The sequence below is a fragment of the Janthinobacterium sp. CG_23.3 genome, assembly GCF_046115965.1.
GTDB lineage: Bacteria > Pseudomonadota > Gammaproteobacteria > Burkholderiales > Burkholderiaceae_D > Janthinobacterium.
Genome location: NZ_JBJXIB010000017.1, coordinates 22086 through 34955, shown reverse-complemented (window position 1 = coordinate 34955; position 12870 = coordinate 22086). Strand labels below are relative to the sequence as shown.

Annotated in this window: 9 protein-coding genes; 4 read left to right on the top strand and 5 right to left on the bottom strand. The window is 66.0% G+C overall.

Features of this window, described 5'->3' with window-relative positions; all coding sequences use genetic code 11:
- Positions 1-6 precede the first annotated feature (6 nt).
- From tatA to tatC, 3 genes are read left to right on the top strand one after another with little or no spacing between them, the layout of a single operon-like run.
- Positions 7-237: a Sec-independent protein translocase subunit TatA gene (tatA, locus tag ACFDR9_RS06840; protein ID WP_017878337.1), complete on the top strand. Its 231-nt coding sequence runs from the start codon at positions 7-9 to the stop codon at positions 235-237.
- A gap of 53 nt (positions 238-290) precedes the next feature.
- Positions 291-770, top strand: a complete 480-nt coding sequence (gene tatB / locus ACFDR9_RS06835; RefSeq protein WP_017878338.1) for a Sec-independent protein translocase protein TatB — start codon at positions 291-293, stop codon at positions 768-770.
- Complete coding sequence (gene tatC, locus ACFDR9_RS06830; protein WP_409030518.1) at positions 771-1526, top strand: twin-arginine translocase subunit TatC; 756 nt, start codon at positions 771-773, stop codon at positions 1524-1526.
- A gap of 98 nt (positions 1527-1624) precedes the next feature.
- Here tatC and yiaA read toward each other — a convergent pair whose 3' ends face one another.
- The 5 genes from yiaA to ACFDR9_RS06805 all read right to left on the bottom strand — a co-directional run bounded on the left by yiaA (position 1625) and on the right by ACFDR9_RS06805 (position 11126).
- Positions 1625-2062 carry an inner membrane protein YiaA gene (yiaA, locus tag ACFDR9_RS06825; protein ID WP_409030517.1) on the bottom strand — a complete coding sequence of 146 codons (438 nt, stop codon included), beginning with the start codon at positions 2060-2062 and terminating at the stop codon, positions 1625-1627.
- Between the two features lie 284 nt (positions 2063-2346).
- Entirely contained in the window at positions 2347-4257 is a 1911-nt protein-coding gene (locus ACFDR9_RS06820; RefSeq protein WP_409030516.1) for a DUF885 domain-containing protein, read from the bottom strand.
- Positions 4258-4393: 136 nt separating this feature from the next.
- On the bottom strand, positions 4394-4879 hold the full coding sequence (locus tag ACFDR9_RS06815) for a hypothetical protein (RefSeq protein WP_409030515.1): 486 nt from the start codon (positions 4877-4879) through the stop codon (positions 4394-4396).
- An 83-nt stretch (positions 4880-4962) separates the two neighbouring features.
- Positions 4963-9132, bottom strand: a complete 4170-nt coding sequence (locus ACFDR9_RS06810; protein ID WP_409030514.1) for a DEAD/DEAH box helicase — start codon at positions 9130-9132, stop codon at positions 4963-4965.
- Positions 9133-9179: 47 nt separating this feature from the next.
- Positions 9180-11126, bottom strand: coding sequence for a S9 family peptidase (locus ACFDR9_RS06805; protein WP_409030513.1), 1947 nt, complete (start codon positions 11124-11126; stop codon positions 9180-9182).
- A gap of 325 nt (positions 11127-11451) precedes the next feature.
- Between ACFDR9_RS06805 and hemE the strand changes: the two genes are divergently transcribed.
- On the top strand, positions 11452-12534 hold the full coding sequence (hemE, locus tag ACFDR9_RS06800) for a uroporphyrinogen decarboxylase (RefSeq protein WP_409030512.1): 1083 nt from the start codon (positions 11452-11454) through the stop codon (positions 12532-12534).
- Positions 12535-12870 lie beyond the last annotated feature (336 nt).

Here is a 12870-nt window from a genome sequence, read left to right as displayed (position 1 = left end):
AAGAGAATGGGTTCATTGAGTATTTGGCACTGGCTGATCGTGCTGGTGGTGGTGATGCTGGTGTTCGGCACCAAGAAGATCGGCAACATGGGCGGCGACATCGGCAAGGCCGTCAAGGGCTTTAAGGACGGCATCAAGGGCGAGGACGAGAAGCCGGCGCAAAGCGCCGCGCCGTCCCAGGTCGCCGCCGAGAAAAGCACGATCGACGTCGACGCGAAAGAGAAAAGCAAGCTCTGAGCACCGGTACGGGGCGGCTTGTGCGTCCCGCCGGTATTGGACTTTGATACCCTATGATCGATCTCGGTCTCTCCAAACTCGCCATCATCGGCGTCGTCGCGCTGATCGTCATCGGTCCCGAAAAGCTGCCCAAGGTGGCGCGCATGGCGGGCTCGCTGTACGGCCGCGCCCAGCGCTACCTGAACAGCGTCAAGGCCGAGGTCAGCCGCGAGATCGAACTCGACGAGCTGAAGAGCCTGCAGAAGGAAGTGCGGGACGCGGCCCATTCGATCAAGGACGACGTCGAAAACTCGATATCGCACAAGCTGTCCGACGTCGAGCACGCGTGGCGCGACGACGTGCCGCTGCCGGTCGCCAGCACCGACGACCTGGCGCGCAAGGCGCGCGAGTTCCGCCGCAAGAAACTGCTGCGCAGCTCGGCCGTGCCGGCCTGGTACAAACAACGCAACGGCGGCAAGATGCACGTGCTGTCGGGCGCGGCGCGGGTCGCCAAGTTCCGCCCCGGCGGAAAATCCCAGGGATCGTTTTACTAAATGACAAGCAAACCCGCGGTTGAAGAGACCTTTGTATCCCACCTGATCGAATTGCGCGACCGTCTGGTCAAGGCCTCGATCGGCATTGCGCTGGTGTGCGCCGTGCTGATGTACTGGCCCGGCCCGCGGCAGATCTACGACTTCATCGCCGCGCCGATGATCGCCTCGCTGCCGGCCGGCTCGAAACTGATCGCCACCGGCATCGTCTCGCCGTTCCTGGTGCCGATGAAGGTGACGCTGATGATTTCCCTGATCGTCGCGCTGCCGTGGGTGCTGTACCAGTTGTGGGCCTTCATCGCGCCGGGCTTGTACGCCCACGAAAAGCGCCTGATCGCGCCGCTGGTGATCTCGTCGTCGCTGCTGTTCCTGGCGGGCGTGGCGTTCTGCTATTTCCTGGTGTTCGGCCGGGTCTTCAAATTCATCAGCGAATTTTCGCCGACCTCGATCGCGGTCACGCCGGACATTGAAAATTACCTGGACTTCGTCATGTCGATGTGCCTGGCCTTCGGCGCCACCTTCGAGGTGCCGGTGGTGGTGGTGGTCCTGGTGCGCATGGGCCTGGTCAGCGTGGCCAAGCTCAAGGAAGTGCGGCCCTATGTCATCGTCGGCGCCTTCGTCATCGCCGCCATCGTCACGCCGCCGGACATCGTTAGCCAATTCTCGCTGGCCATCCCGATGTGCCTGCTGTTCGAACTAGGCCTGCTGGTGGCGCCGGTCTTCGTCAGAGCCACCCAGGCGCCCGAAGAACTGGGCTGAACCGCCGGGCGTCGCGGCCTTGCCCGTGGTTTGCTGGAGCATCGCGTCGCGCCCCGGCGGCCCGCGCATCCGACCTACGACGCGCCAACTTAACGCCCTTACGCCACGTCGTCCTTGATACCGTCGCGGTTCTCGCTCGATTCGCTGCCGGAGATGTCGCGCACGTTCTTTTGCACCGCCACCGCCGCAAACAGGCTCAGCGTGAATGACATCGCGAAGAAACCTTTTTCGCTCAAGGCCAAGGTGGCGTTGCCCAGGCCGACACCCAGCAGCAGCAGCGACAACAGCAGCGAGATCCAGCATAGGCCGAAATAGATACTGGTGACGTGGATGCCTTCGAGGCGGTCGCGCACCGATTTCTGCAGCGAGACCGCCGAGAACAGGCCGTACATCAAAATCGTGAAGTAATAGCCCTGCTCGTTGAGCGGCATCGCGCTGTTCCATAAGCCGGTCAGATAGGTCAGCGCGCCGATCAGCAGCGCTATCCAGGATGCGCCGACAAAGGCGGCGGTCGGACGTTGAAATTGCGGTTTCATGGTTCTCCAGTGTAAGGAATGGCACCCGCGGGGCGGGTGCAGGACCGAATTTCGGTGCCATTGGGCATTATTGCACATTGTATAAGCCCGCCCGGAAATGGCGCTGTGGTGCGGCCCCCGGCCTTGCGCGGCCGCAAACGATGCAGCGCATTGCGTAGGTCGGGTCAGCCCGCGAGGGCGTAACCCGACAACGTTGGCCCGGCGCGGCGCGTTGCGCGCCGGCCAACATGGTCGGATGACGCGTCCGCCCCGGCGGCCCGTGCATCCGACCTACGACACCTTAACTATTGCATCAAGTCTTTGATGACGCGCACCGGCGCGCTGCCGTAGCTGAGGAATTGCTCGTGGAAGTCCTTCAGCACGAATTTGCCGCCCAGCGCCTGCTTGCGCTGTTCGCGCAATTCCATGATTTCGCTGTAGCCGCTGAAGTAGCTGGTCAGTTGCACCGAGGTCAGTTGCACGCGGCGCCATTTTTCCGCCGCCTCGCGCGGCGTCTGGAACGCCTGCCGGGTCAGCAGGTCGAGCGCTTCCTCCCGGCGCATGCCGAGCACGTGCACGCTGTAGTCGAGGATGGTGTTGGTGACGCTGCGCAGGTTCCACTTCGAATACATCAGCCACATTTCCGGCGCGTTGTCGCCGTAGCCCGATTCCAGCATCATCCGTTCGCCGTAGACGGCCCAGCCTTCGATCATGGCGCCGTTGCCAAAGATCGATTTGACGATAGACGGCGACTTGTTGGCGTACACCAGTTGCGTGTAGTGGCCGGGAATGGCTTCGTGGATGTTGAGGATCTGCAAAATCCAGTGGTTGTATTCGCGCAGATTGCTTTCCGCCTGCTCCGGCGTTTCGCTGTCGAGCGGGGTGACGTTGTAGTAGGTCTTGTCCTGCGGCCGGTACGGGCCGGGCGCCTCGATGCTGGCGCCGGCCACGCCGCGCTGGTACAGCGGCGTTTCGCGCACCACCAGCGGTTTTTTCGGGTCCATCGTCAGCAGGTTGTTTTTGCTGACCCAGTCCTGCAGCAGCGGGATCTGGCGGCGGATTTCGGGGAAGAAATCGGCGCGCGCCACGTGCTGGTTCGACAGCTTGTCGATTACCAGGCCGATTTTGCTGGTGCGGTCGGCCGGCTTGGCCGCCTCGCCCATGGTCTTGCTCCACAGCTCGTCGGACAGCTTGTCCATATTGACCAGCAGTTGCTCGCGCGCGGCCAGGGCCTTGAAGTAGGTTTGCTCGGCGCTGCTGGCGGACTGGATGTCGTAGCCGAATTTTTGCTCGTACAAGTCGCGCCCGAGGCGGAACGAGCGCCCGCCGTTCGGCGCCAGCGTCTTGTCGAGTTCGCCCAACCAGGCGGTGTAGCCGCTCACCGCGGCGCGGGCGGCGCCGACGCGTTGGCTGTAGAGCTGCTTCTCGGCCGGCGTCAGGATCGAGGCCAGCGCCGCGCGCTCGACGTCGGCCAGCACGGTCAGCACGCCGGCGCTTTGGGCGATTGCCAGCTGGGTATGCTCGCGGGTCGGGTTGGCGATGCTCTCGCGCGCCGCCGCGTAATATTGCGGCACGCCGGCGATGCGCTTGAGCAGGGTGCGCAGGCGCTGCGGCTGGGCCGCGTATTCGGTGTTGAGGATGAAGTCGAGCGCGCCGGCGACGTTGTAATAGGCCGGGTTCCATTCATATTCGCGCAAGGTGGTCAGATACCAGCGGTCCGAGTTCAGCTTGTTGTTGAGCAGGGCCAGGTCGGTGCGCTGCTTGTCGGACAACTGGCGCGCGTCGATCTTGGCGAAGCGGGTTTGCCAGTCGGCGATAAAGGCCAGTTGTTTGGCGCGGCCGGCCTGGTCGGGAATGCTCAGTTGGGCGGCGTTGTCGTACTTGCCGGCGGCGATCGCGCTTTCCGGGTCGATGCGCCACAGCGCCGTCAGGAATTGGCCGCTCAGGGTGTCGAGCGCGCGGTCCTGGCGCCGTTCGGTGCTGGCCGCCACCGGCGCCGCCACCGCGGCAACGGCGGCGGCCGCCGGCGCCGCCTTGGCGAGCTTCGACGGCTGGCTACCCTTGGACGGCTTGGCGCCCTTGGACGCGGCGGCTTTCTTCGGCGCCGCGCTGGAGGACGTGGCCTTGGCGTGTTTCTGCGTTTTTTGGACGGCGCCGGCCGGGGTCAGCGCAAACGCCATCAGCATGGCGGCCAGCGCGATTTTGGTTTTGATCATCGTAGTCTCTTGAATATTTAGCAAGCTGGGCGACGAGGTGGCCTGTCCGAACGCAGCGCCCCTCGACGAGGCCGCCAGATTATCATCAATCGGCGTTGTTGCATCGCGCTGTTACACGCGCTTTACAAGCCGGCCCTCAGGCGATGGCGCCGCGGCGTATCAGTTCCTGGTGGTGGCCGTTCAGGGTGGCGACGGCGTCCTTGCCGCGGGCCATGCCGGTGAGGACGATTTCGCTGGACTTGGTGAAGCGGTGGCCGATGCGGATGGTGTAGGACTTGCACAGCCAGCTGAGGAAGTTCGGCACGTAGCTGGCTTCGTCCATGTCGCGCCATTTGACGCCGGCGACGCCCTTGCTCCAAGGCAGGATGCCCGAGCTGAGCCAAACGCCGACGTCGTCGTAGTAGAGCTGGTAGCTGCGGATCAGCAGCACGCGGTAGCCGACCAGCAGCGCCGACACGGCCAGCACGCCGGCCGCCGCCATCTGGTTGAAGTTGAACGCCAGCGGCAGCAGGCCGAAGAACAGCAGCAGCGCGACGATGGTGATGCCGATGTAGGCGGTCCAGGACTTGCCGCACAGTAGAGTGGCCGAGTGGCCGATGGTGGATTCGTTGCTGTCTTCCATAAGTTTCCTTGTCTGGTGGTGCGCGGATAATGCCACGGATCGCCGCGCCGGCCCAACACCGCCGCGGCCGGCCGGTGCGCGGGCTATTGCCGCAAGCCTTCTTGTAGCATGCCCAGCATGTCGCCGGCCGACATGCGCGCAACCGCGTCGCTGCCCTCGAGCAGGCTGTCGGCCAGGTCGCGCTTGTGCTTGTGCAGGTTGACGATGCTTTCCTCGATGGTGTGCTTGGCCACCAGCCGGTAAATCGTCACCGGGCGCAACTGGCCCATGCGGTGGGCCCGGTCCGAGGCCTGGTCCTCGACCGCCGGGTTCCACCACGGGTCCATATGGATCACGTAGTCGGCCGCGGTCAGGTTGATGCCCATGCCGCCGGCCTTCAGGCTGATCAGGAAGACGTCGCCGTCGCCCGCCTGAAAGGCGTCGACCCGCACCTTGCGCTCCAGCATAGGGGTCGAACCGTCCAGGTACTGGTAGCGCACGCCGTGCTGGTCGAGGTGTTGGCGGATCAGGCTCAGGTGGTCGACGAACTGGCTGAACACCAGCACCTTGTGGCGGTTTTCCAGCAGCCCCGAAAGCAGTTGCGCGAACGCCGCCAGCTTGCTGCTGGCCAGCCCGAGTTCCGGCGCCACCAGGTGCGGGTTGCAGCAGGCGCGCCGCAGTTTCATGATTTCGGCCAGGATTTGGATCGCCTTTTTCGCCGCCGGCTCCTCGACCATCGCCAGCTTTTCCAGGGCGGCGCGGCGCAGCGATTCGTACAGCGCCGTTTCCTGCGCCGACAATTCGACCTGCATCACAATCTCGGTGCGCGGCGGCAGCTCCGACAGCACCTGCGACTTGGTGCGGCGCAGGATGAAAGGTTGGATCAGGCGGCGCAGGCGCAGCCGGGCGCCGGGCTCGGCGGCCCGCTCGATCGGGCCGGCGAAGCGCAGGTTGAACTGGTCGAGGGTGCCGAGCAGGCCGGGATTGATGAAGCGGAACAAATTCCACAGCTCGCCCAGGTGGTTTTCCAGCGGCGTTCCGGTGGCCACCATGCGGAAGTCCGCTTGCAGCGCCATCACCGCCTGGGAGCGTTTGGTGGCGCCGTTCTTGATCGCCTGCGCCTCGTCGAGCACGACGGTGTGCCATTTGACGTCGGCGAACAGTTGCGCCTCCTGTTGCAGCAGGCCGTAGCTGGTCACCACCAGGTCGAAGGCGCCGGCGCCGCTCAGGGTTTCCTTGCGGTCGCCGGCGCCGAACAGTGCCAGGTTCAGGGTCGGGGCGAAGCGCGCCGCCTCGCTGAGCCAGTTCATGCACACCGAGGTCGGCGCCACCACCAAGGTCGGGCCGTGCGGCGCGCGCGCCAGGATCAGCGCCAGCGCCTGCAGCGTCTTGCCCAGGCCCATGTCGTCGGCCAGGCAGGCGCCCACGCCCCAGTTGGCTAGCCGCGCCAGCCATTCGAAGCCGGCCAGCTGGTAGTCGCGCAGCTCGGCTTGCAGCGTGCTCGGCAGTTGCGGCACGTAGCCGGCCTGGTCGCGCAGCCGCGCCATGTGCTCCTTCCACAGCTTGTCGGCCTTGACGCCGCCGGCGTCGTTGGCCAGCTCCTCCAGCGCGAACGAGGCCAGCGGATGCACGCGCACGCCGTCGCCGTGCGCCTGGCCGTAGGCGGCCAGCTCGGACAGGCGCCGGTGCAGCTCGTCGCTGAGGGCGAGGAACTGGTTTTCGCCCAGTGCGACGAAGCGGCTTTTGCCGTTTTGTATCAATTCGAGCAGGGCGCGCAGGTCCAGCACCTTGCCCTCGTCGATCTGCAACTCGCCGCTGGCGGCGAACCAGTCCTTCTCCCCCTTGATCGCCAGGCGCAGTTGCTGGCTCTCGACGCGCTTGCTGACGCGGAACGATTCGCCCTCCGGCCACGCCAGCACCAGCGTTTCCGGGTCCAGCTCCTGCAGCTCGACCAGCAGTTGCAGGCACATGGCGGGCTGGCCCAGCAGCCATTCGCCGTGCTCCTCGTCGGCCGCCTCCAGCGCGCGGCACTTGTCGACCAGCTGGCGCCGCGCCTCGCGCTCGCCGTTCAGCTCGCGGCGCGCCTGCACCGGCCGGCCGGCGACGTCGGCGAAGACGCTCTCGGCGCCGCTGCCGGGCGCGTAGTAGGCGCCGCCGTCGCTGAGCGGGCGCACCAGGATTTGCATTTTCAGACCCTGCTGGTAGGGTAGCAGATGCACGTGCAGGCGGGCGTCGGCGGCGATTTGCTCGACGTTGTCGGCGCCGCCGACGATGTCGGACTGCACCGTGACCAGCGAGGAAAGCGCGCCGATCGCCTGCAACACCTGCTGTTCGGCGTGCAGCGGCACGGCCAGGCCGGCGCCGACGATGGCGCCGATGCGCCGGTGCTCGTCGAGGATGTGGATGACGCGCAGGCGGGTCGGGGTTTCCTTGGTGACGACGATGCCGGCGCCGTGCTCGGGCAGCGGCGGCTGCAGCGTGATCCACAGCTCGCCGCCGTTGGCCTTGATCAGCAGTTCCGGCGCGCCGGCCAGCAAGTCCAGGCGGGTCTCGGGCGCGTCCAGGCGGAACACCAGCGGGTGGCCGACCAGCGCCACCAGCGCCTTTTCGCGCTCGACTTCATAGCGCGGCGACGACGAGTAGTATTGCGCGAACGGGCCGATCGAGGCGGCCACGCGCACGTCCTGCGGCGCCAGGAAGTCGATCGTCGCGGCCTCGTCGTACAGGCGTTTCAAGCCCATCGCGCGGCCCTTGCTCCAGGCGCCGCGGGCGTCGCGCTTCTGCTCGCGCGGCTCGATCTCGGAGACGCCGTCGCGCTCGTTGAAACCGATCAGCCAGACCAGCCGCGAACTCTTGCCGTCGACCTGGGCCGGCGCGCCGGCGCCGCCCTGCGGCTGCAGGTTGATCAGCGCGCTGAGCTGGCGCTGCCAGGCTTCCTGCCGCTCGAACCACGGCGCCAGGTCGACGAAGCCGTGGCGCTTGCGCAGCATCGCCGCATAGTCGTCCAGCTCGGCGTCGCCCATCCGGCCCAACAGACCGGCGGCCTGCGCGGCGATGAAATAGAAGCCGCCGGCGTTGGCCTGGCGCACCAGTTGCTGCAACTGCGGCTTGCGTTCTTCCAGTTGCGGCAGCGCCAGCCAGTAGTACAGCAGGGCCTGGAACATTTGCGCCTGCAACTGGGTTTCCCAGTTGCGCGAGGGGAGCGCGTCGGCTTGCAAGGTGCCGGCGCGGATCTGCCGCAGCATGCTGAGTTGCTGGTAGACGGTGCTGTCGTGGTTGTGCTGGGCGCGCAGGGCCAAGTCGAGGTAGGTTTCGGCTTGCTTCAGCAACTTCGGGTCGTTGCTGCGAAGCAGGGCCAGCACGTATAAATGGCCGCCCATGCCGGGGAAGCATAGTTTGCGCTTGCCGCTTTCGCGCCGCAGCAGCTTGAGCGCCGCGTCGTAGCCGGCCAGCGCGCCGTCCTGGTCGCCGCGCAATTGCGCGGCGGCGCAGCGCAGGAACTGCGCCAGGGCGCCCTGGGCGCTGCGCAGCAGGGCGTCGGCCTGTTCGAGTGCGCCGCAGACGATGGCGTGCTCGGCCAACGCCATGCACAGCGCCGCCGCCGGCGGCTCGCCGGCTTCCAGCCGGCGTTGCAGGTGCTGGACGCAGAACAGCGCCAGCGTCGGCGCCGTCTCCGGCTCGCGCTGGCTGTGGTTGACCAAGATGGCCAGTATCTCGTCCTGCAACTGGGGATGGATGCGCGCCATCATCTCCGGCTCGAACGGCCGGGCGCAGATATCGATCAGCGGATGCAACTGGCCGGCCTCGTAGCAGGCCAGGCAGGCGTTGAGGATAGGCGCCACCTGTTGCGGGGCGTCGCCGCGCAGCAGGGCGATGCGCAGGCGCGCCACGCCCTGGCGGTAGCTGCGCAGCTCGACGAAATGGTCCCAGCTGCGGCGCACCGGGCTGATGGTTTCGACGGCGTCGCACAGGTCGCGCAAGCGGCAGGCTTCGATCGCCGCGCGGATGGCCGGCCAGCGCAGCGTCGAGTCGATGCTGAAGCCGCGCCCCACCGCCTCGCTGAGCATCGCCAGGCGCACCAGCCGCTGCAGCGCCACCAGCACCACGGCCAGGCGGAAGTGGGTGCCGTCGGGCTCGTTAATGTTGGCGCGCTGCAGGTGCTCGCACAGCGCGTGCTTGCCGATCGGTTCGCCGACGATGGCCAACAGCGCCATGATCATTTTTTCGTGTTCCTCGAGGGCGTTAAATTCGGTAAGCAGTTGCTGGTCGATCATGCAGGTTCCATCTGTTGTGCTTCAATGTGGTCGCGTCGGATTGGGCGTCAGGGCAGGTTGTGGATCCGCACCGCGGCGGCGGCGCCGGGCGCGTCCAGGCCGAACACGCGCAGGTAGAAATACAACTCCGCCTCCAGCGTGCGCACGATGTTCTCGGCCTTGCGGAAGCCGTGGCCCTCGCCCTCGATCTCGACGTAGGCGACCGGCACGCCGCGCGCCTTGAGCGCCTCGACCATCAACACCGACTGCTGCGGCGGCACCACCTTGTCGTCCAGGCCCTGGAAGAAAATCATCGGCCGCTTCAGGCGGTCGGTATGGTGGATCGGCGAGCGCTCCAGGTACAGCGCCTCGGCCCGCGGCGCCGGCGCGATCAGGTACGCATTGTAATGCGACTCGAACTTGTGCGAATCCTGGTCCAGCCCCTTCAGGTCGGACACGCCGTAATAGCTGGCGCCGGCCTTGAACACGTCGTGGAAGGTCAGCGCGCACAGGGTGGTGTAGCCGCCGGCGCTGCCGCCGCGGATGATCAGGCGCTCCGGGTCGACCAGGCCGCGTTCGACCAGGTAGCGCGCGCCGGCGACGCAGTCGTCGACGTCGACGACGCCCCATTCGCCCTGCAGGGCGTCGCGGTAGGCGCGGCCGAAGCCGCTGCTGCCGCCGTAGTTGACGTCGAGCACGCCGAAGCCGCGGCTGGTCCAAAACTGCGTCGCCAGCTTCAGCGTGTTGCTCGCCATACTGGTCGGGCCGCCGTGGATGATGACGATCAGCGGCGGCTTGGTGCCCGGCCCGCCGGCATAGTCGTCGTTGCGCGGCGGGTAGAAGAAGGCGTGCGCCTGGCGCCCGCCGCTGCTCGGATAGACCACGCTCTCGGGCACCGACAGGTAGGCGCCGGCGGGCGGCTCGGCGATCGAGCGGGCCAGCACCTCCAGCTCGCCGTTGGCGAAGTCGATGCGCGCCAGCTCCAGCGGAATGGTCGGGCCGCCGCCCAGCAGGGCGACGAAGCCGGGGCCGACGCGCAGCTCGCGGATCTCCTGGTAGGGATTGGCTATCGTTTCCAGCTTGGCGCCGCCGGCCCGCAGGCGCCCCAGGCGGCTGACGCCGTTCTCGATATACGTGCAGACGATCTCGCCGGCCGAGCGGAAACCGTACATGGCGACGCCGAAGGTCCAGTGCGGGCAGGCGAACTCGGCCTGCATCGGGCACAGCGCCTCGACGTCGGCGCCGCGCAAGCGGTACAGATTCCACCAGCCGCTGCTGTCGGAGACGAAATGCAGCAAGCCGTCGGGCGACCATTCCGGCTGGCACACCGATTCGCGCGCGCCGCCGGCGATCAAGCGCGGCGTCGACAGCGCGCCGTCGGCGCCGACCTCGGCCAGCCACAACTCGGTGCCCTGCCACGGCATGCGCGGATGGTCCCAGCTCAACCAGGCTAGAAAACCACCGTCCGGCGACAGGCGCGGCGCGGCGAAGAAATCGTGGCCCTGGGCCAGCACGGTTTCGGCGCCGTCCGCGGCGATCGCGCAAATCGAATTGACTGGATGGGCGTGGCCCTCGGCCGGGTGCAGCTCGCGCACGCCGATCAAGCGCTGGCGCTGCCGGTCGACGACGAAATCGGCGTGGCGCTGGGTGCCGGCTCGGGTCAGCGCAAGCGGATCGGCGCCGTCGCGCTGGACATACACGCGGTTATCGGCGAAATGCGAGAAATACACGGTAGCGCCGTCCACCGCGTAGGCGCCGCCGCCGTACTCGTGAACGCGGCTGCGCACATTCCACGGCGCCGGCGTCAACTCGTCGACGCTGGCGCAGCGCTGGCGCAGCAGCGTATTGCGGCCGGCCTCGGTGGCGCGGCCGGCCAGCCAGAAAATATCGCCGCCGTCGGCCCCGCCCAGCGCCAACTGCGACAACGGCGCCGCGCCGGCGGCCACCAGCGCGGCGCTGATCGGCGAAGGCCACACGCCGAAAGGGGCGGTAATGCTGGAAGAGGCAGACGTCATACGAACTCCCGAAAAAGGAAAAAACAGCGTGGCGCGCGAAGGCGGCGGGGCGTTAATCATAATGAAAGCGTGGCGAATCATCCAGACAAACTTATAAGCAACTCCCGGGCGGCACGCAACAACCCCGGGGTCGGTCTCGATTTGACGGTTTTGTTCGCGCTCGGCAAGGTTCTTGTGTTCGATGGGCAAGTAAGCCGCCATGTTGAGACCCGACCCCAAGGGTTGTTGTGTTGGCGCGGCTGTTGGGCGTAGGCATTTCGGATGATGAATCCGTGGCGATTGGGTGCGATAATAGCGTCTTTCTCCAAGCTATTGATCGCCTTCCATGCCACAATTCGCTCCGCTTCAGAATGATACTTTCTTGCGCGCTTTGCTGCGCCAGCCTACCGAATACACGCCCGTGTGGTTGATGCGGCAAGCCGGGCGCTATTTGCCGGAATACCGCGCCACGCGCGAGCGCGCCGGCTCTTTCCTGGGCCTGGCGAAGAATCCCGATTACGCCACCGAGGTGACGCTGCAGCCGCTCGACCGTTTTCCGCTCGACGCGGCGATTCTGTTCTCGGACATTTTGACGGTGCCCGACGCGATGGGCCTGGGCCTGTATTTCGTCGATGGCGAGGGGCCGAAGTTCGAGCGTCCGCTACGCACCGAGCAGGATGTGATGGCCTTGCGCGCCCCCGATCTGGGCTCGCTTGATTATGTGTTCAACGCGGTCACGCAGATTCGCAGCGAGCTCAACGGGCGGGTGCCGCTGATCGGTTTTTCCGGCAGCCCGTGGACGCTGGCTTGCTATATGGTGGAGGGCGGCGGTTCGAAGGAGTTCCACACCATCAAGAAGATGCTGTACAACCGCCCCGATCTGATGCACCACATTTTGCAGACCAACGCGACCGCGGTGGCGCAGTATTTGAACGCCCAGATCGACGCCGGCGCCCAGGCCGTAATGATTTTCGACTCCTGGGGCGGCGCGCTGGCCGACGGCGCCTACCAAGAGTTCTCGCTCAGCTATATGCAGCAGGTGATGGCCCAGTTGAAGCGCGACAAGGACGGCGTGAAAATCCCCGCCATCGTCTTCACCAAGGGCGGCGGCCAGTGGATCGAGCAGATCGCCGATATCGGCGCCGACGCGGTCGGCCTGGACTGGACCGTCAACCTGGCGCGCGCGCGCGCCCTGGTCGGCCACAAGGTTGGCTTGCAGGGGAATCTGGACCCGGCCATCCTGTTCGCCAGCCCGGAGCAGATCCGCGCCGAGGTGGCGAAGGTGTTGACCGCCTTCGGCGCGCCGGCGCAGGGCAACGGCCACGTGTTCAACCTGGGCCACGGCATTTCCCAGTTCACGCCGCCGGAGTCGGTCGCGGCGATGGTCGAAGCGGTGCACAGCCAGAGCCGGGCCATGCGCGCCGCCTGATGTCGCCGGACGGCGCCGCCCGGCGCCGGAAAAAGGGCACGTTTCGCTGTGAAACGTGCCCTTTTTTCCTTCCGCGGCGATACAGAAAAACCGACTTATGCACAATTTTTTTTACTGCGGAAATAACAGGCAGTCAAAATCACACGCCCGGCGCGTAGCGCCAAGTCCTTGATTTATAAGCGTTTAATTTGCCCGGTTTGGCCTCTTATTTTGGTATTCGGCAAGGTTGTTCCCCATGCCGGGGAGATAACAACTTCATTGTCCACAAAGTTATCAACAGATCGTGTGGATAAAAATGAAAAGTACTTTGTTTACCGCGACTTAGCTGAAAAGCGC

Bases quoted from the DNA above. Each gene is read 5' to 3' on its own strand.
- hemE (WP_409030512.1), top strand. From the start codon at position 11,452: ATGCCACAATTCGCTCCGCTTCAGAATGATACTTTCTTGCGCGCTTTG.
- tatC (WP_409030518.1), top strand. From the start codon at position 771: ATGACAAGCAAACCCGCGGTTGAAGAGACCTTTGTATCCCACCTGATC.
- ACFDR9_RS06820 (WP_409030516.1), bottom strand. From the start codon at position 4,257: ATGATCAAAACCAAAATCGCGCTGGCCGCCATGCTGATGGCGTTTGCG.
- ACFDR9_RS06815 (WP_409030515.1), bottom strand. From the start codon at position 4,879: ATGGAAGACAGCAACGAATCCACCATCGGCCACTCGGCCACTCTACTG.
- yiaA (WP_409030517.1), bottom strand. From the start codon at position 2,062: ATGAAACCGCAATTTCAACGTCCGACCGCCGCCTTTGTCGGCGCATCC.
- tatA (WP_017878337.1), top strand. From the start codon at position 7: ATGGGTTCATTGAGTATTTGGCACTGGCTGATCGTGCTGGTGGTGGTG.
- tatB (WP_017878338.1), top strand. From the start codon at position 291: ATGATCGATCTCGGTCTCTCCAAACTCGCCATCATCGGCGTCGTCGCG.
- ACFDR9_RS06805 (WP_409030513.1), bottom strand. From the start codon at position 11,126: ATGACGTCTGCCTCTTCCAGCATTACCGCCCCTTTCGGCGTGTGGCCT.
- ACFDR9_RS06810 (WP_409030514.1), bottom strand. From the start codon at position 9,132: ATGATCGACCAGCAACTGCTTACCGAATTTAACGCCCTCGAGGAACAC.